This is a genomic window from Mesorhizobium sp. WSM4841, from assembly GCF_055811515.1.
The window spans coordinates 274,820-292,940 of record NZ_JBVVQC010000005.1; the positions used below are offsets into that span (position 1 = coordinate 274,820).

General features: G+C 62.4%; 18 protein-coding genes and 1 pseudogene. 7 read left to right on the forward strand and 12 right to left on the reverse strand.

The annotated features are described in order from the left end of the window. Positions 1-46: 46 nt before the first annotated feature. Positions 47-868, reverse strand: coding sequence for a UDP-2,3-diacylglucosamine diphosphatase (locus AC0L14_RS08710; protein WP_123145761.1), 822 nt, complete (start codon positions 866-868; stop codon positions 47-49). Between the two features lie 119 nt (positions 869-987). Between AC0L14_RS08710 and AC0L14_RS08715 the strand changes: the two genes are divergently transcribed. Further along, a complete protein-coding gene (locus AC0L14_RS08715) occupies positions 988-1,767 on the forward strand; it encodes an SDR family oxidoreductase (RefSeq protein WP_292191144.1) in 780 nt (259 codons plus the stop codon). A 54-nt stretch (positions 1,768-1,821) separates the two neighbouring features. Here the strand turns inward: AC0L14_RS08715 and AC0L14_RS08720 are convergent, their stop codons facing one another. After that, positions 1,822-2,790 carry an MBL fold metallo-hydrolase gene (locus AC0L14_RS08720; protein WP_473749170.1) on the reverse strand — a complete coding sequence of 323 codons (969 nt, stop codon included), beginning with the start codon at positions 2,788-2,790 and terminating at the stop codon, positions 1,822-1,824. 142 nt (positions 2,791-2,932) lie between these two features. On the opposite strand from AC0L14_RS08720, the gene AC0L14_RS08725 reads away from it, so the two are divergent. Further along, complete coding sequence (locus AC0L14_RS08725; protein WP_473749172.1) at positions 2,933-3,877, forward strand: LysR family transcriptional regulator; 945 nt, start codon at positions 2,933-2,935, stop codon at positions 3,875-3,877. 195 nt (positions 3,878-4,072) lie between these two features. On the opposite strand, the pseudogene AC0L14_RS08730 reads toward AC0L14_RS08725, so the two are convergent. The 3 genes and pseudogenes from AC0L14_RS08730 to AC0L14_RS08740 form a co-directional block, all read right to left on the reverse strand. Next, a pseudogene (locus AC0L14_RS08730) lies at positions 4,073-4,398 on the reverse strand (alpha/beta fold hydrolase); the annotation flags it as partial. Then, a complete protein-coding gene (locus AC0L14_RS08735; RefSeq protein WP_473529762.1) occupies positions 4,385-4,594 on the reverse strand; it encodes a hypothetical protein in 210 nt (69 codons plus the stop codon). The pseudogene AC0L14_RS08730 and the gene AC0L14_RS08735, both read right to left, overlap by 14 nt. Next, positions 4,521-4,829, reverse strand: a complete 309-nt coding sequence (locus AC0L14_RS08740) for a hypothetical protein (protein ID WP_473749220.1) — start codon at positions 4,827-4,829, stop codon at positions 4,521-4,523. The genes AC0L14_RS08735 and AC0L14_RS08740 overlap by 74 nt, the downstream gene beginning before the upstream one ends. On the opposite strand from AC0L14_RS08740, the gene AC0L14_RS08745 reads away from it, so the two are divergent. From AC0L14_RS08745 to AC0L14_RS08755, 3 genes are all read left to right on the forward strand, one after another. Next, positions 4,735-5,190 (forward strand): type 2 periplasmic-binding domain-containing protein, encoded by a 456-nt coding sequence (locus AC0L14_RS08745; protein ID WP_473749215.1) that lies wholly within the window; start codon positions 4,735-4,737, stop codon positions 5,188-5,190. The two genes, AC0L14_RS08740 and AC0L14_RS08745, sit on opposite strands and share 95 nt — an antisense overlap. Before the next feature lie 55 nt (positions 5,191-5,245). After that, on the forward strand, positions 5,246-7,570 hold the full coding sequence (locus tag AC0L14_RS08750) for an NADP-dependent malic enzyme (protein ID WP_123145757.1): 2,325 nt from the start codon (positions 5,246-5,248) through the stop codon (positions 7,568-7,570). Between the two features lie 80 nt (positions 7,571-7,650). After that, positions 7,651-8,835 carry a DUF2865 domain-containing protein gene (locus AC0L14_RS08755; protein WP_473529760.1) on the forward strand — a complete coding sequence of 395 codons (1,185 nt, stop codon included), beginning with the start codon at positions 7,651-7,653 and terminating at the stop codon, positions 8,833-8,835. On the opposite strand, the gene gltX is transcribed toward AC0L14_RS08755, so the two are convergent. The 4 genes from gltX to AC0L14_RS08775 form a co-directional block, all read right to left on the reverse strand. Further along, positions 8,753-10,126, reverse strand: coding sequence for a glutamate--tRNA ligase (gene gltX / locus AC0L14_RS08760; RefSeq protein ID WP_473487291.1), 1,374 nt, complete (start codon positions 10,124-10,126; stop codon positions 8,753-8,755). The genes AC0L14_RS08755 and gltX overlap by 83 nt on opposite strands. A 341-nt stretch (positions 10,127-10,467) precedes the next feature. After that, the gene (locus tag AC0L14_RS08765) at positions 10,468-12,273 is read right to left on the reverse strand and encodes an ABC transporter ATP-binding protein (protein WP_473749174.1); all 1,806 of its coding nucleotides are present in this window, start codon (positions 12,271-12,273) and stop codon (positions 10,468-10,470) included. Positions 12,274-12,841: 568 nt separating this feature from the next. Next, a complete protein-coding gene (locus AC0L14_RS08770; RefSeq protein WP_473749176.1) occupies positions 12,842-14,557 on the reverse strand; it encodes an NAD+ synthase in 1,716 nt (571 codons plus the stop codon). A 120-nt stretch (positions 14,558-14,677) separates the two neighbouring features. Beyond that, on the reverse strand, positions 14,678-15,391 hold the full coding sequence (locus tag AC0L14_RS08775; protein ID WP_473749177.1) for a DNA-3-methyladenine glycosylase I: 714 nt from the start codon (positions 15,389-15,391) through the stop codon (positions 14,678-14,680). Positions 15,392-15,474: 83 nt separating this feature from the next. Between AC0L14_RS08775 and AC0L14_RS08780 the strand changes: the two genes are divergently transcribed. Both AC0L14_RS08780 and AC0L14_RS08785 read left to right on the forward strand, forming a co-directional pair. Next, a complete protein-coding gene (locus tag AC0L14_RS08780; RefSeq protein ID WP_473749178.1) occupies positions 15,475-16,038 on the forward strand; it encodes a DUF1003 domain-containing protein in 564 nt (187 codons plus the stop codon). Next, positions 16,035-16,622, forward strand: coding sequence for a DedA family protein (locus AC0L14_RS08785; protein WP_473749180.1), 588 nt, complete (start codon positions 16,035-16,037; stop codon positions 16,620-16,622). The genes AC0L14_RS08780 and AC0L14_RS08785 overlap by 4 nt, the downstream gene beginning before the upstream one ends. Positions 16,623-16,625: 3 nt before the next feature. Here AC0L14_RS08785 and AC0L14_RS08790 read toward each other — a convergent pair whose 3' ends face one another. The 3 genes from AC0L14_RS08790 to AC0L14_RS08800 all read right to left on the reverse strand — a co-directional run bounded on the left by AC0L14_RS08790 (position 16,626) and on the right by AC0L14_RS08800 (position 18,108). Beyond that, complete coding sequence (locus AC0L14_RS08790) at positions 16,626-17,213, reverse strand: hemerythrin domain-containing protein (RefSeq protein ID WP_473749181.1); 588 nt, start codon at positions 17,211-17,213, stop codon at positions 16,626-16,628. Positions 17,214-17,253: 40 nt separating this feature from the next. Next, positions 17,254-17,613 carry a diacylglycerol kinase gene (locus AC0L14_RS08795; RefSeq protein ID WP_292651252.1) on the reverse strand — a complete coding sequence of 120 codons (360 nt, stop codon included), beginning with the start codon at positions 17,611-17,613 and terminating at the stop codon, positions 17,254-17,256. Between the two features lie 75 nt (positions 17,614-17,688). Further along, entirely contained in the window at positions 17,689-18,108 is a 420-nt protein-coding gene (locus AC0L14_RS08800) for a GFA family protein (protein WP_473749217.1), read from the reverse strand. Between the last annotated feature and the right edge of the window lie 13 nt (positions 18,109-18,121).

An 18,121-nucleotide genomic window follows, 5' to 3' on the forward strand; every position in this document is an offset into this window, starting at 1 on the left:
GAACCGCTTGGACTAATCGATTAAAGCGAGGTGAGGTCGGGTTTGGTCAGGCAGCCTGGACTGCCCTGCCCTTGATGTCGATCGGCACGAGCACTTCGCTGCCGACCGGAGCCTCCGGCAGGACGTGCGCCCAGTGCAGGATCTCCATCCGGCCGTCGAAATGCTCGACCACCGCGGTGCAACTCTCCACCCAATCGCCGGTGTTGATGTATTGCACGTCCTCATAATTTTCGATCGCGGCATGGTGGATGTGCCCGCAGATCACGCCGTCGACATGCGAGCGGCGCGCTTCCTCGGTCAGCATCGTTTGGAACGAGCCGATGAAATTCACCGCCTTTTTGACGTTGACCTTGGCCCAGGACGAAAACGACCAATAAGGCAGGCCAAGCAGTTGGCGAAGCCGCGTCACCACGCGGTTAACGAGCATGGCCGCGTCGTAGGCATAGTCGCCAAGATAGGCCAGCCAGCGCGCATTGTGGACGACAGTGTCGAACTGGTCGCCATGGATAACAAGAAGACGTTTGCCGTCGGCGGTCTCGTGAATGGCGCGGTCGGCGACGACGATGCCGCCGAAATGCACGCCTTGGAACTGGCGCGCGAACTCGTCGTGATTGCCGGCGATGTAGGTGATGCTGGCGCCCTTGCGCGCCTTACGCAGCAATTTCTGGACGACGTCGTTGTGGCTCTGCGGCCAGTGCCAGTTCCGTCTCAGCCGCCAGCCGTCGACGATGTCGCCGACGAGATAGATGATATCGGCGTCGTGATGGCGCAGGAAATCGATCAGGAACTCGGCCTTCGCCGCCTTCGATCCGAGATGGACGTCGGAGATGAACATGCTGCGGAAAGTGCGGGGCTCTGCGCCAGGCATTGGATTCTCACCGTTGCTCTCGTGCAGCCTATGCCCCGATTCATGCAACAACCGTATGACGGTTGCGATTGGTCCAGCCTCAAGAGTAGGTTGCCGCGCCAATCAGAGGAGAAATCGCCATGGATCTCGGTATTCGCGGAAAAAAGGCCATCGTCTGTGCTTCGAGCAAGGGACTTGGGCGCGGTTGCGCCATGGCGCTGGCCGAGGCCGGCTGTGATCTGGTCGTCAACGGGCGCAATGCCGACCAATTGGCGAAGACCGCCGCCGAACTGCGCGAAAGATTTGGCGTCGAGGTGACCGAAATCGTCGGCGACGTGTCGAAGCCCGAGGTGCAGAAGGCGCTGCTTGCCGCCTGTCCCAATCCCGATATCCTCGTCAACAACAATGGCGGACCGCCGCTTCGCGATTTCCGCGAACTCGACCGCGAAAAGATCCTCGAAGGCGTCACCCAGAACATGGTGACCCCGGTCGAGCTGGTTCAGGCTGTCATCGACGGCATGGCCGAACGCGGCTTCGGCCGCATCGTCAACATCACCTCGCTGTCGGTCTATGTTCCCATTCCCGGCCTCGATCTGTCGTCCGGCGCGCGCGCCGGCCTGACTTCGTTCCTGGCCGGCGTCGCGCGGACGGTGATCGACCGCAATGTGACGATCAACAACATGCTGCCGGGCAAGATCGACACCGACAGGCTGCGCCCTCCGCATGAAGCCGGCACCCCCGAAGATCCGGCTGCTGCCGCCGTGCGCAAGACCCAGGCAGCAGCCAACGTTCCGGCCAAGCGGCTCGGCACGCCGGAGGAATTCGGCCAGATCTGCGCCTTCCTGTGCTCGGTTCATGCCGGCTACCTGACCGGGCAGAACATACCGGTCGACGGCGGCGCCTATGTCAGCGCGTTCTAATACCTAACGCCTGGTACCTGCTGGGAACGCCGCCCCTTCCCGCGCTGGCCGCCACTACAGTTCATAGGGCCATTCGGCCGGCACGAAGCGATAGGCTTGGCCGTCGCGCGCGACGTGTCCGAAACCGGGGAACGGCAAATGCATTCCGGCGATCAGCATCCGGTCGGCAGCGACCCGATCGAGCGTCCGCTTGCGCGTTTCGGCGGCCAGTTTGGAATCGACATCGAACGCGATGCTCCAGTCCGGGCGCGCGAACTGGTAGGTCGCCATGTGCACGACATCGCCCCAGATGAACAGCGCCTCGCCGTCCGATTCCACGATGAATCCGGCATGGCCCGGAGTGTGGCCGGGCAGCGGCACGGTGCGGATCGAGCCGAGCGCCTCGCGCTCGCCGTCCACTTGCCGCAGGCGGTCCGCATAAGCGGCGGCAGCCTTGCGTGCCCCGATGAAGAACGGCTTCGCCTCGTCCGGCGCCTGGTTCATGTTCGCGTCGTCGTGCCAGAAGGCGTAGTCGGTGGCGGTGACGACGAGCTCGGCATTGGGAAACAGCGCCTGGCCGGCGGGAGTCAGCACGCCGTTGATATGGTCGGGATGCATGTGGGTAATCAGCAATGTGTCGATCTGGTCCGGAGAGACGGCGGCCGCCTCGATAGCGGCCGGAAGTCGGCCGAGTGACGGGCCCATGCTGTCCGACGTACCGGCGTCGACGAGCACCAGACGGTCGCCCAGATTGATGAGATAGGCATTGACCGGTGCGCGGCGCGGTCCGGGCTTCTGGAAGCTGGCCGCAGCCAGCCGCTCCGCATCGGCCTCAGCGAGCCCGATGACCAACTCGGAACCAATGTCGATATAGCCGTCCAGCAGCGCCGTGACCTCGATCGAACCCACCTTGCGGTGCAACGCGCCAAGGGTCGGGGCGTGAGCCAGCGGCGCACGGGCCAGTGCCGGAACGGAGGCGCCGGCTAGAAGGGCGCCGCCGGCTAGGCCGGCACTGGCGAGAAAATGTCGGCGGGAACGCGTCATGGCATCATCTCCGGTTGGGGGATCGTAGGGGCTCCGAGTCAGAGCAAGACGGGTCTACTTCATAGGTTCAGCTTTTTGAACTTGCCTGTATCGTATATAAGCTATTACCTTTGCTTATTAATCACGACGGGGAGTTGCTATCATGGACCGCCTGACCGAGCTGACCAGCTTCATACGCGCCTTCGAGACCGGCAGCTTCTCGGCGGCCGCGCGCGGGCTAGGCTTGAGCCAGCCGGCCGTCAGCCAGCAGATCCGCGCATTGGAAAAGCGCCTCGGCGTCCGGCTATTTGACCGTACGACGCGGTATGTTTCTCCGACGGAAGCCGGCCGACGCTATCTGGAGCGTGCCCGCGACATCGTCGAGCGCCTCGAGGAGGCGGACCGCAGCGTCGGTTGTCTCGAATCAAAGATGTGCGGACGTCTTGCAGTCGGCGCGCCGGCCAGCTTCGGCGCAGGTGTGCTCGGCAACTATCTGATCGAGTTCAAGCGGGCCTATCCGGAACTGATGCTCGACGTGGCACTGACCGACAGTTTCGTCGACGTAATCGCAGAGCGGCTCGACGTTGTGATCCGCATGGGGACCATCGATGACGATCGGCTGATCGTGCGCAAGCTGGGTGTGATGGAGCGACGCCTCGCGGCAACGCCGGACTATCTCGACCGGATGGGCAGGCCGCGGCGACCTGAGGATCTTGCCGAGCATGACTACCTGCTTTACGCCCACATCACGACGCGCGAGATCGTTCCGCTCACCGGCCCAGGCGGCCAAAAGGCCGAGGTGCGGATTCGGCCGGCCATGCGCTCCAACAATTCGCTCCTTAACCAGCAGGCACTGCTGTCTGGCATCGGCATCGGCCTCGGCCACAAGGTGATACTCGACCCGCTCGTCGCGCAAGAGCGGCTCGAATATGTGCTGCCTGACTGGCACTACGCACCGCACCACGTGCATGCGGTCTATCCGTCGAACCGCTTTATTCCGTTGAAGGTCAGGCGGTTCGTTGCCGGCTTCGCCGACCACCTCGCCGCGATGGGTGCGTTCATCGATGACAAAAAAGCATGTACATCCAAGGAAACGGCGCCGGCCTAGTGAAGTCTGACGTTTGTGCGCGCAGGGAAATGGCGGAGACGGGAGAGTCGAGATGTGGCGCGGCGGAGATAGGCGTAGCCCCGCAACCGCGCGGTGAGTAGCTGTCGGGTGGACGGTAGCCGCAAAGCCTGGAGGCGGTCGACCTGACACCTTGCGGCTGCTGCTCCCGCAGGACACATGAACTACCCTTCATGGTTATTCCTCCTGCCGATCGAGAAACCGCTTCACAGCGTCGAGGAACACACCGCGCCCTGCGGCCTCGCGATCGAGATGCACGAAGTGCGTGGCGTCAGGGATGTCCAGACGTTCCGCCTTCGGTGCTTCGTCTGCGATTGTCTTCGCGTCCTCCGGCCGGCTCCAGAAATCCCGTCCGGAGCGGATGACGAGCACTGGCATGGTGAGGCCGCCGCCGACCATTGCCGGCGATCAAACGCGAGTTCGAAGCTGTCGGCCATGGCGCCGCTCGGTGACCGGAAACTCTGCGGCTGGCGCGTCGGCGCCGTCTCGTCAGAGGCGAGTGCCTGCCAGTGCTGGAGCGGCGGCCATCATGGCTGCTGTGAGCACGAGGGGGAAAACGGTGAAATGGGACATGATATCTCCGGTCGCAATTGCGTTCCGCAAAGACTGCCAGCTATTCGATATCTTATCGATGACGCGTTTGATCGAGATGTCCACCAATGAGCAGATTGCGGCGTTGTCGCTGAGTGAGATCGACATCGGTTTCGTGCATCCACCGCTCGGGACCGACGAACGTCTCGACGTCCATGACTATCCTGCTGAAGATCTTATTGCCGTTCTGCCTGACGACCGGCAGACGCACGGTGACGCTGGCGGACATCGCCCGACACGGGCTCATCATGTTTCCGGCTGCACAAGGCCCGGCGCCCCATGCCCGCATCGTGGACACGTTCACCGAGCGGATCGTCCAGGAGGCGACGCGGGCACTGACCATGCTATCGCTCGTGTCCACAGGCTTGGGCGCGGCCCTGCTGCCACGATCGACACAGCGGCTTGTATTTCAGGGCGTCCGGTATGCAGCAATCGCCGACGTATCGCTGCCCGCCTGGCCGCTTGCCGTGATCGCGAAACGGCGGCCACGGTCGGCCTTGTCGACAGCGTCTGGAAACTGCTTGAGGTCGTCTAGACGTGACTTAACTGCCCGCGATAGGACATACCCCGGTCGCGCAATGCGCTCGCATGACATCAGCCCGGCAGCAACAAGGCAGGTGAGGATTTCAGCGCAACAGTCTGACATAGATGAGTTTTTGACGATTCTTGCGCCTAATTGGCGGTTGCGTCATTTGGCATCGTGAAAATCCAACGCTGCATGCTAAAAGGGCTTCAAGGCAGGATCGCAGGGAGGCCCGCATGGAAGGCGAAAACAAAAAAGCAGCCCGGTCGGACCTCGACGAAGCCGCACTTTATTTCCACAAGCATCCACGGCCTGGAAAGCTTGAAATCCAGGCAACAAAGCCGCTCGGCAACCAGCGCGACCTGGCGCTTGCCTATTCGCCCGGCGTCGCGGCGCCCTGTCTGGAAATCCGCGACAATCCGGCAACCGCCGCCGACTACACGGCGCGCGCCAATCTGGTTGGCGTCGTCTCGAATGGTTCGGCGGTGCTCGGCTTGGGCAATATCGGTCCGCTGGCCTCCAAGCCGGTGATGGAAGGCAAGGCGGTGCTGTTCAAGAAATTCGCCGGCATCGACGTCTTCGATATCGAGATCGACGCGCCTGACATCGAGCGCATGGTCGAGACGATCTCGGCGCTGGAGCCGACCTTCGGCGGCATCAACCTCGAAGACATCAAGGCGCCCGAATGCTTCGAGGTCGAGGAACGGCTCAAGGCCCGCATGGCCATACCGGTCTTCCACGACGACCAGCACGGCACCGCGATCATTGTCGCCGCGGCCGTGCTCAACGGGCTGGAATTTGCCGGCAAGACCATCTCCGACATCAAGATCGTCACCTCCGGCGCAGGAGCTGCGGCCCTTGCCTGCCTCAACTTGCTGGTTTTGCTTGGCGCGCGCGTCGAAAACATCTGGGTCACCGACCGTTTCGGCGTCGCCTACAAGGGCCGCGTCGACGAGATGGACCGCTGGAAGGACCCCTATGTGAAGGACACCGAGGCGCGCACGCTGGCCGATGTGCTGCCGGGCGCCGACGTGTTCCTGGGTCTTTCGGCCGCCGGCGTGCTGAAACCGGAATTGCTCCAGCATATGGCGCCAAAACCGCTGATCCTGGCGCTGGCCAACCCCAACCCCGAGATCATGCCGGAAGCAGCACGGGCGGCGCGACCCGACGCGATGATCTGCACCGGCCGCTCCGATTTTCCCAATCAAGTCAACAATGTACTTTGTTTTCCTTACATTTTTCGTGGCGCATTGGACTGCGGCGCCAGCGCCATCAACGAAGAGATGAAGATGGCCGCGGTGCGGGCGATCGCGGCCCTTGCCCGCGAGGAACCGTCGGATGTCGCCGCCCGCGCCTATTCCGGCGAAACGCCGATCTTCGGGCCCGATTTCCTGATCCCCTCGCCCTTTGATCCCAGGCTGATCCTGCGCATCGCTCCGGCCGTCGCCAAGGCCGCCTGCGACACCGGTGTCGCGACACGGCCGATCACCGACATGACGGTCTATATCGACACGCTGAACCGCTTTGTCTTCCGCTCCGGCCTGGTCATGAAGCCGGTGTTCACGATGGCCAAGACGTCGAGCGCCAAGCGCGTCATCTATGCCGACGGCGAGGACGAGCGCGTGCTGCGTGCCGCCCAGGTGGTGCTGGAGGAAGGCATCGCCGAGCCGATCCTGATCGGTCGCCCGCATGTCATCGAAGTCAGGCTGAAACGCTACGGGCTGCGCATCAAGCCGGGCGTCGATTTCGGCCTGATCAATCCCGAGGACGATCCCCGTTATCGCCACTATGTCGACCTTTTAATTGAACTCGCCGGCCGGCGCGGTGTGACGACGGAGGCCGCGCGCACCATGGTGCGCACCGACAACACCGTGATCGCAGCACTTGCCCTTAAGCGTGGCGACGCCGACGCCATGGTCTGCGGACTGGAAGGGCGTTTCGAGCGGCATTTGCGCAATGTCACCCTGATCATCGGCCCGCGCGCCGGTATCAAGGATCATGACCTGTCGACGCTTTCCATGCTGATCTCGCAGCGCGGCATCATTTTCCTCACCGACACGCACGTCACCGTCGATCCGACGGCCGAGGAGATCGCCGAGATGACGGTGCTGGCTGCCGAAGAAATCCAGCGCTTCGGCATCGAGCCCAAGGCCGCCCTGCTGTCGCATTCGGATTTCGGCTCACGCGATTCGCCAAGCGCGCTCAAGATGCGGCAGGCAGCGGCGATCCTGGCGCGCATTGCGCCAGACCTGCAATGCGACGGCGAGATGCATGCCGACTCGGCTCTGTCGGAGCAACTGCGCCAGCGCGTCTATCCGCATTCGCGGCTGAAGGGCGAAGCCAATCTGCTGGTGTTCCCCAATCTCGATTCGGCGAACATCACGCTCACCGCGCTGCGCGCGATGATGGACGCGCTGCATGTCGGGCCGATCCTGCTCGGCACCGACAGGCCGGCGCATATATTGACGCCGTCGGTGACGTCACGCGGTGTCGTCAACATGACGGCGCTCGCCGTGGTCGAAGCGGCCCATAAGGCGCAGGCGGTCGTAAATCTGGGCTAAAACGGCCTTTCGCGGTAAGCTAACAAATAACCGCAAAGCGGTAGCTTTCGCGACGGGCGGTTAAACGGAGTTCACGGCGAATGACGGGCGGAGGGTGGAAGCTGACGCGTGCCGCGGCGCTGCTCGGTGCACTGGCGTTATCAGGCCTTGCCGTCACTCAGCCGCAGGCCGCCTCCGGTGTTTGCCGCCAGCTGGAAGCCGATCTCGCGGCCGCTTCGCGCGGTGGCGGCAAGCCGGCCCTGCTCAGGAAATACGACGACGCGATCGTGCGACAGCGCGAGCAGATTTCAAAGGCAAGCCGCCAGTCCGACAGCGCCGGCTGCGACTTTTTGCTGCTCGGCCGCAATCGCAACGCTTGCGGCGCACTCGAGGCCACGCTCGACCGCATGATCGCCAATCTCGATGCCCTGCAGATCAAGCGCGCGCAGCTCGCCGACGGCGGCTCGCGCCGCGATCGCGCGCGCATATTGGCTTCGCTCGACGCCAATGGCTGTCGCGACAGCATCGTGCCTTCGGAACGTGCGCCTGTCCTGGAGGCGAAACGTGAGAATGGCAATGGAAATCTGCTCGATCGGCTTTTGGGCGACGCCAGAAATCAGCCCGATGCGCTGGACGAACCGAGCGATCCCGACGAAGAACGCGGTGTCCGCGCCATGATCAATCAGCCCGACGGCATGGACCTGCCGCGCCTCGGCGACGAATTCCGCACAATGTGTGTGCGCACCTGCGACGGCTATTTCTTCCCGATGTCGAATGCCGCCTCGCTGGGCGATTTCGAGCGCGATCAGAAGAACTGCGATTCGAGTTGCCCCGGCACCGAGATGCAGGTGTTTTATGCGCGCGGCATAGGCGACAACTCGGCTGACATGACGTCTTCGGTAACCGGCAGGCCCTATAGCGAACTGCCGACCGCCTATCTCTACAAGCAGCCCGAAACCTCTCCCTCGCCGGCCTGCGGCTGCAACGCAGCACGAAATTTCGAGATCATTGCCGGCAACCCGCCAAGCCCGGAACAGACTGACCCCGATGTAGAGACCACACCATTGCCTGTCGCCAAACCCGATCCAGGCGCCGACCCCGAGACATTGGCCAATGTCGAAGGCGGGCTCGACCGCGACGTCATCAAGCGCCTCGCCGTCAAACCCTCGCCGACGACTTTGCCGCCGCCGGGACAGCGCAAGGTCAGGGTCGTCGGGCCAACGTTCCTTCCCGACCCAGCAGCGGCAACAGATCTGCAAGCTCCGGTCCCGAAGGCTGCCCCGTAAGCGCCAACCTGAGCGGCATGAACAGCGCCTTGCCCTTGCGGCCGGTCGCTTCCCTGATCCTGCCCGTCCACTCCTTCCACACCGACCCGTTCCAGGGGTCTTCCGGCAAAAGGTCGAACGCCTGGCGAAGGAAATCGCGGTCGACGTCGGAAAAGTCCGGCTGCTCCTGCGGGCCGTCGCGAAGTGTGCGCCACCAGATTGCGGCATCGGCCAGCCTGTCGAGATTGCCGCGCACCGCCAGCCAGAACGGCTCGGCCTGTTCGCCGGAAATGCCGAGCACGATCAGCCGGTCGCGCGCCTCTGAAAACGGCATATGATGCAGCAGCGTGCGGTTGAGCACGAAGAGCTCGTCCGGGTCGAATTTCGCGGCGGATTTCGAGGTCGCGGCCGGATCGAAGCGCCGGGCAAGCTCGGTCATATCGGGCACCGCCACGACGTTTTCCGAGGTGCCGACAAGCACGGCCAGCGAGGCGACGGCCATCGGTTCGATGCCGGTCTCGCGCAAGCTCTCGATGGAGAGCGCGCCGCTCCGCTTCGACAGGCCCTCGCCCGATGCGGTGGTCAACAGATTGTGGTGGCCGAACACCGGCGGCTCGGCACCCAATGCCTGGAACAGGGCGATCTGCACACCGGTGTTGGTGACGTGGTCGTCGCCACGGATAACGTGGCTGACGCCCATCTCGATGTCGTCGACCACCGAAGGCAGAGTATAGAGATAGGTCCCGTCCTCGCGCATTAGAACCGGGTCGGAAAGCGAGGCGAGGTCGACGGTTTCCTCGCCGCGCACCAGATCGTTCCAGTGGATTTCCGTGCGCTCCGGCTGCAAGGGGTCGCTGGTGAAATTGGGCAGCAGAAAGCGCCAGTGCGGCCGGCGGCCATCGGACTGGTATTCGGCGATCTGCTCAGGCGTCAGCGTCAACGCTTCGCGGCCGTAGACCGGCGGCAGGCCGCGCGTGCGGCGCACCTTGCGCCTGAGATCGAGCTCTTCGGGTGTCTCGTAACAAGCATAGAGAAGGCGCGCTGCCTTCAATTTCTCCATCGCCGCATCGTAGATCTCGAAGCGCCGTGACTGGTATTCCGTGGCGTCGGGAAAGATGCCCAGCCAATGCAGGTCGTAGAGGATGGCGTCGGAGAATTCCTGCGTCGAGCGCGCGACGTCGGTGTCATCGAAGCGCTGGATGAAGCGGCCCTTGTTGTTCATGGCGAACAGCCAATTGAACAGCGCAGTGCGCGCATTGCCGATATGAATGCGGCCGGTTGGTGACGGGGCGAAACGGACGGTAACTGTCATGAACGGGGCGTACCGGATGGTTTTGCTGTTGACAAGACACGCCCCCGCGCCTGGCCGCAGACATAGAACATGACGAAGGCGATGAAAAGGCGGCAGCGCCGCGCGTCCTACCGCATCGGCCCGAAAATCGGAACCGATTTTCGGAAAGCACGATGCGCAGATTCAAAGTGTTAGAGCGTACGTTGTGCGTCCAAGTGGACACACGTCGCTCTAGCGCATCGGCCCGAAAATCGGGAACCGATTTTCGGAAAGCACGATGCGCAGATTCAAAATGTTAGAGCGTACTTTGTGCGTCCAAGTGGACGCACGTCGCTCTAATGGACGCGCGGCGCTGTAGGCCGTCAGATCGCCAGCCCCTTGGTCAATTCGAGCGCCTGGCGCTCGAACAGCCGGCGGTAGATGCCGCCCTGCAGCCGGATTAGTTGGTCATGCGAACCCTCCTCGACGATGCGGCCGCGATCGAACACCAGAAGCCTGTCCAGCGCCCGTACCGTCGAAAGCCGGTGCGCGATGACCAGCGTCGTGCGGCCGACCATCAACCGCTCCATCGCCTGCTGGATCAACACCTCCGATTCTGAATCGAGGCTCGACGTCGCCTCGTCCAGAATGAGGATCCGCGCATCGGCGAGGAAGGCCCGCGCGATCGCCACGCGCTGGCGCTCGCCGCCCGACAGTTTCACGCCGCGCTCGCCGACCAGCGTGCCATAGCCTTTCGGCAGATCGACGATGAAGTCGTGCGCGCTTGCCAGCCGTGCGGCGTGCTCGATTTCGGCTTGCGTGGCGCTCGGCCGGGCATAGGCGATGTTTTCGGCCAGCGACCGGTGGAACAGGATCGGCTCCTGCTGGACGATGGCGATCTGCCCGCGCAGCGACGCCTGCGCCACCCCGGAAATATCCTGACCGTCGATCAGGATCGTTCCCGCGTTCACGTCGTAAAGGCGCTGGATCAGCTTGACGAAGGTCGTCTTGCCCGAGCCCGAATGGCCGACCAGCCCGACGCGCTCGCCCGGCGCGATGTCCACCGAAAAGTCGCGATAGAGCGGCAGTCGGTGGCTGCCATAATGGAAGGTGACTTTGTCGAAGCTGACGCGGCCGTCGGTGATGCGGATCGGCCTGGCGCCGGGCACATCCTCGATGCCGAGGCGCTCGAACTGGAAGTCGACCAGTTCCTCCATGTCGTTGATCGAGCGCTGCAAATTGCGGATATGCGTGCCGATATCGCGCAAATAGCCTTGCAGCACGAAGAACGAGGTCAGCACGAAGGTGACATCGCCGGCGCTCGCCTGCCCCCACGACCACAAAAGCAGGGAGAATCCTATCACCGCTGTTCTCAGAAGCAGCAGCATCGACCCTTGCGTGGTGCCGTTGACGGTGCCACGCACCCAAGTGCGGCGCGTGCGGGCGCGCCATCTGGCGACGACCTTGGCGAGGCGCGTTTCCTCGCGTTCCTCGGCGCCAAAACCCTTGACCACGGCGTTGCAGCTCACCGCATCGGCCAGCGAGCCGCCCAGGCGCGTGTCCCATGCGTTGGCAAGCCTTGCGGCAGGCGCGACATAGCCAAGCGACAGCAGCGCCGTCACCGCGATGAACAGCACCGAACCTGCGGCGACGACAGCACCCATCAGCGGCCAGAACCAGCCGAGCAGCAGCGTCGAACCGACGAGCATGACGACGGACGGCAGCAGCGCGATCAGGATCGTGTCGTTGAGCAGGTCGAGCGCCCACATGCCGCGGGTTATCTTGCGCACGGTCGATCCGGCGAAGCTGTTGGCGTGCCAGTCGGTGGAGAAGCGTTGGACGCGATGGAACGCGTCGGCGGCGATATCCGCCATCATCTTCAGGGTCAGTTCGACGATAGCCATGAAGGCGAGGTTGCGCAGCACGACGCCGGTGAGCGCCAGCGTCACCAGCATCGAAAACGCTGCCGTCGCCGCATTCCACGCGACATCGTCGGCTGCAGCACTGCTGGCGACGGCGTCGACCAGCCGGCCGGAATAGAGCGGCGTCAGCACGTCGGCCAAGGTCGACAGCAGGAACGTGCCCATGATGAGCGAAAGCCGCCACGGCTGGCGCCGCCAATGGCTGAGCGTGAAGCCAAGGACGCTGCGAAAGGCGCCGGCGCGCAAATCTATCTGAAAACGAGCCATGATGTCATTCGGGCGCAAGCGAGCCCGGCCCCGGTAAGGTCGAAAATTGAAAAAACCGCGTTGGGCGAATTAGCGCCCGGGAATGCGGAGGTTCGGCATATTTGGCGGCTCGCCCGAATACGGGCGGCGACCGGCATCGACGAAGGCCTGTTGTCAGGTGGGCTTGCCCATGAAGGTGAAAACCTTCCGGCGCGCCCTCTGAGACCTAGGCTTCGCGGCCTCGCATAACGATGTCAAATCCTGCCATTCGGTCCTCCCATTAGAGCGACGTGCGTCGATTTGGACGCACAAAGTACGCTCTAACAAATTGAACCTGCGCATCGTGCTTTCCGAAAATCGGTTCCGATTTTCGGGCCGATGCGTAGGGATCGCGGAAAGGCGTTTATAGAGATGCGTCAACGTGTCGCCAAGCCAGCAAGTTGCCGAAAAGCGCATCTGGTCCAACTGTGAGGCGATTTTGCAACAATCGCGGGTTGTACGATTTCCTCGGTCAGGCGGCCGGAATGCGGTCAAGCTGACTGTGCCACTCGTCCGGCCGCAGCCATCTCACAGGAGCGAGAAACGGCGCTTACCCGCCATCCCTGAACCGGTTGGTGATGGGATAACGGCGGTCGCGGCCGAAATTCTTTTTGGTGATCTTCACGCCGGGCGCTGCCTGCCGGCGCTTGTATTCGGCAATGTAGAGCAGGTGCTCGACGCGCGTCACCGTCGCCCGGTCGTGGCCGCGGGCAACGATCTCGTCGACACCCATCTCGTTCTCGACCAGACACTCCAATATGTCATCCAGCACCGGATAGGGCGGCAGCGAATCCTGATCCGTCTGGTTCTCGCGCAGTTCCGCCGACGGCGCCTTGTCGATGATGTTGTTCGGGATCACTTCGCCGGATGGACCCAGTGCGCCCGGCGGCACGTGCGTATTGCGCCAGCGCGCCAGCGCATAGACCTGCATCTTGTAGAGGTCCTTGATCGGGTTGAAACCGCCATTCATGTCGCCGTAGAGCGTGGCATAGCCAACCGACATCTCGCTCTTGTTGCCGGTGGTGACCACCATCGAGCCGAATTTGTTAGAGATCGCCATCAAAATGGTGCCGCGCGCGCGGCTCTGCAGGTTTTCTTCGGTGATGCCTTCCTTGGTGCCCTCGAAAAGCTGCGTCAGCGTATGCAGGAATCCCTCGACCGGCTCGAAGATCGGCACGATGTCGTAACGGCAGCCGAGCGCACGGGCGCAATCCTCGGCGTCTTTGAGCGAGTCCTTCGAGGTGTAGCGATAAGGCATCATCACGGCGCGCAGCCGTTCCTCGCCGAGCGCATCGACAGCAAGTGCTGCGCAGATCGCCGAATCGATGCCGCCGGAAAGGCCGAGCACAACGTTCTTGAAGCCGTTCTTGTTGACGTAGTCGCGCAGGCCCAGCATGCAGGCGCGATAATCGGCCTCCTCCTTTTCCGGTATTTTCGACATCGGCCCTTCGGAGCAGACCCAGCCGTCGGAATTATTTCCATTTTGCGCGCCTGCGGCGGCGCGGTTTCGCTTCCAGGTGGTGACGTTGACCGTCTCCTCGAACTGGCTCATCTGGAAGGCCAGCGTCTTGTCAGAACCTATGGCAAACGACGCGCCGTCGAAGATCAGCTCGTCCTGGCCGCCAAGCTGATTGGCGTAGATGATCGGCATTCCGCATTCGATGACCTGGCGGATCACAACCTGGTGGCGGACATCGACCTTGCCGCGATAATAGGGCGAGCCGTTCGGCACCAGCAGGATTTCGGCGCCGCTTTCGGCCAGCGTCTCGCAGATGCCGACATCGCCCCAAATGTCTTCGCAGATCGGAATCCCCAGGCGCACGCCGCGGAAATTGACCGGTCCCTGGATTTCAGGGCCGGCCTGGAAGACGCGCTTCTCGTCGAATTCGCCGTAGTTCGGCAAATCGAGCTTGTAGCGCTCGGCAACGATCTTGCCGCCATCGGCAAAGATGATCGAATTGTGCGTGCCGCTCTTGCGCTTCAGCGGCGTGCCGATGATGACGGCAGGCCCGCCATCGGCGGTATCCCTCGCGAAATCCTGCGCCGCCTGCTCGCAGGCTTTCAGGAACGCCGGCTTCAGCACCAGGTCCTCGGGCGGATAACCGGCGAGGAAAAGCTCGGTGAACAGCACGAGGTCGGCGCCCTGGCGGGCGGCATCCGCCCTCGCCTCACGCGCCTTGGCGAGATTGCCGGCGACGTCGCCGACCGTCGGATTGAGCTGGGCGACGGCGATGCGCAATATATCGGAAACGGTCTGGTCGGTCATGCCTGCTGACTTAGCGCGACAGAATTCGCCGGGCAATGGCGTTCATTTGAACCACCCAGACCGAATGACACATGTCATTCGTGTCAGACCGATCGGACCGATCGACATGTCGATCGTGCCTTATTCGCCCATATATTCGCGCAACGCTTCCGGCGAGTGGTTCTCGCCGATCGACATCGCCAGAATGCGCGAAATATGCCGGCGCGGCAGGCCGGTTTGTGCCGCCCAGGCATTGATCTGGTTCTGGATCTTGTCGAGATCCCTCTTGGAGGTCGGGCTTTCGGCGATGTCCAGGCCGGCGTCGCGCAGCGCCGCCGCCATGTCGGCCGAGACGATGAAGGCGTCCCACTCCAGCCACCGCAGAAAATACTGACCGGTGTTGCCACCGAGCCGGCTGCCATGCTTGCCGAGATAGGCCATCAGTCCAACCTGGTCGTCTTCAGGCCAATCGGCGAGGAACCTGCCGAAGCCGCCATGCTCCTTCGACACCCTCTCGACAAACACGGCGTTGTCGCGGACGGATTTGATCTTCTGCGGGTTGCGCACGATGCGTTCGTCGGCTGCCAGATCGTGCCAGAAATCATCGGGCTGGAACAGCAGCCGCTTCGGCTCGAAGCCGAGGAACGCTTCTTCGAAACCAGGCCATTTCTGCTCGATGACCCGCCAGACGAAACCAGCGGCGAAAACACGCTCGGCCATGGTCGACAGGATCCGGTCGTCGGTGATGTCAGCCACCGCGGCATTGTCGGGCACGGGCCCCAGCAGCGACGCCAGCACCGCTTCTCCGCCCTTGCGTTTGGCCGCGCGGGCGCGGATTTTCTGAAAATCCATCATTGTTTCCTCACCCTGTCGCGTCAATCTACCACTTCCCGTGCGAACCGGCAGCCTTTAGGTCTATCGCTGACGACGGAGGCGGCATGAACAAGACTATCGAAGAGTTGGCAAAGCGCTGGCTGAAGCGAAAGCCAGATGGCCTGAGCCAGGTTGAGAGCCAGGTGCTGCAAAGCACGCTCGAACGCACCACGATCTCGAAGGACACCAACAAGGCCGTCGCCTTTCGCCAGACGTTTGGCGACCGCCTCGCCGACACCATCGCCCGGATCGGCGGCTCGTGGTCCTTCATCCTGACCTTCATCGCCTTCCTGATCCTGTGGACGTCAGGCAATGTCTGGCTCCTGTCGCGCGACGCCTTTGATCCCTACCCTTTCATCTTCCTCAACCTCATCCTCTCCATGATCGCTGCGCTGCAGGCGCCGGTGATCATGATGGCGCAGAACCGCCAGGCTGAGCGCGACCGGATCGACGCCGCCCACGACTACGAGGTCAACCTCAAGGCCGAAATTGAGATCATGGCGCTGCATGAAAAGCTGGACGAACTGCGCCACAGCCAGATCGTTGGCATGCGCGATGAGATTGGGCAGCTGGCCGAACAGGTGAAACGGATCGAAGAGATTCTGTCGAAGCAGCGGACGCCTTCATGACGGAGGTCATCCACCATCTCATCGAACAATATGGGCTGATTGCCGTCTTTCTGGGCTGTATAGCCGAGGGCGAAAGTGCTGCCATCCTTGGCGGTTTTTTCGCGCATCAGCATGTTTTCGTTCTGTGGCAAGCCTTTCTGGCGGCCGCTATCGGCGCCTTTGTCGGCGACACGTTCTTTTTCACCCTCGGCCGAAGCTTCGCCGACCATCCGCTCGTGATCAAATTGAGGAGCCGGCCGGGCTTCAGCCACGCCTATCGTCTTGTCTCCAGTCATCCCGATATTTTCGTACTGTCGAACCGCTTTATCTATGGCCTGCGCCTGGTCGGCGGCATCGCCGCCGGATTGTCCGGCATTGCCGTGGCGCGCTTTGTCATTCTCAACGCCGTTTCATCGATCATCTGGGCCGGATTGTTCGCCGCCATCGGCTATGTGTTTGGGCTCGGCGCGGAGCGCATCGTCGGGCAGGCGCTGGCCCGTCACGAGCGATTGCTGATCGCCCTGGCGATTGGCCTGGCAGTGGCCGTCCTCGCCTGGTTCATCGCTCACACCATTGCCAAAAAGGAGCGTAGCAAGGAAATGTGAGGATCAATCGATGCCGAGCGCACGATCGCCACGATCAAGGATCAGCGGAATGATCAGGTCCTCCTCATCGGCAAGATGCCGGGTCAGCATGGCGATCAGCCGGCTGTTCTCGTCGGCATAGGCATCGGCGGCAAAGCGCTGCTTGTCTTCGCTCTCCTGAAGCGTGCGGATGAAGGCGTTTGCGGCCTCGGCATTGCGCTCCAACCCTTCATGGATCGAGTGATGATCGGCATCGAGAATCTCGAAGCCGCGTTTCAGCCGGGTCTCCGCCTTGGCGAAGACCGGAAAATAATGATTGTCCTCGACGTTATGGTGGCCGTCGAGATGACCGAGAAAATGGTTGAGGCGCGGCGCGAACCAGCGCGCGAACTCCGGCGCCGTCAGCCTGCCCTCGCGATAGTCGCCGATGCCGTTGGTCAGCATGCCGCCGAGCTCGCGGAACATGTCGTGCCGCTGCAGCCACATAGTGGCCATGCCATGGATGTTGGAATGCGCCTGCCAGACCTCGCGCGGGTATTTTTCGGCCAGCCAGCGTAAATCGTCCGGCAGGCCGGCTCGCTCAAGCAGCAGGGAATCGGCACCTTCACCCATGACGGTCTCCTTTGGTGACCGTCATATAAGAGGTGAGATACTAGATCGGTAGCCCCGTAATGCGCTCGATGATGGCGATGCCCCAGACGCCGGCAACGATCACCACCGAAATCAGCACCGCCAGCGAACCGCAGTCCTTGGCGAGCTGGATATCGACGTTGAACTCCCGGCTGAACGCATCGCATGCCGCCTCGATGCCGGTGTTCAGCACTTCGACCATGATCAGCAGCAGCACCGCGCCGATCAGCAGGGCATAGCCGCGCCACGACACCGAAACAAACCAGCCGAGCGGCAAAGCAAGCACGAGCAGCATCAACTCCTGCTGGAAGGCTTTCTCGCTGGAAGCCAATTTGCGAAATGCCCGCACTGAATTGAAGAAAGCATCGATCAGCCGCTGCATGCCAAACCTTTCCGAACCACCGGCAGGGGATAGCGCAATGGCCGGATCAAGGGAATAAGGCGACCTCTGCAAAAATCATTCGTCGGCGACCTTGATCGACGGCGTCGACTTCTCGAACTGCGGCAGCCCATCGTCGATCGTGTAGTAGTCGCCCTTGTCGCCGACGAAGATGTGGCATTGGCCCTGAAGTCCGGTGGGCTTGTCGAACAGTCCGGCCAAAACCGAGACATATTCATCATCCTGCGGCTTCCAGAACAGCAGCGAGCCGCATGTCTTACAGAAACCGCGCCTGGCAAACGAAGATGCTTCGTACCAGGTGATGCTTTCCGCGCCCGCTATTGTGATGTCTGCGTTGGGAACATTGGTTGCAGCGTAGAAGTGACCACTTTGCTTCCGGCACTGCGTGCAGTGACAATAAATCACGCCGCGCAACAGCCCCCGCGTCCTGAACCGCACAGCCCTGCACAGGCATGATCCGGTATGGGCGTCGTCCATCTTGCCTCCCAAC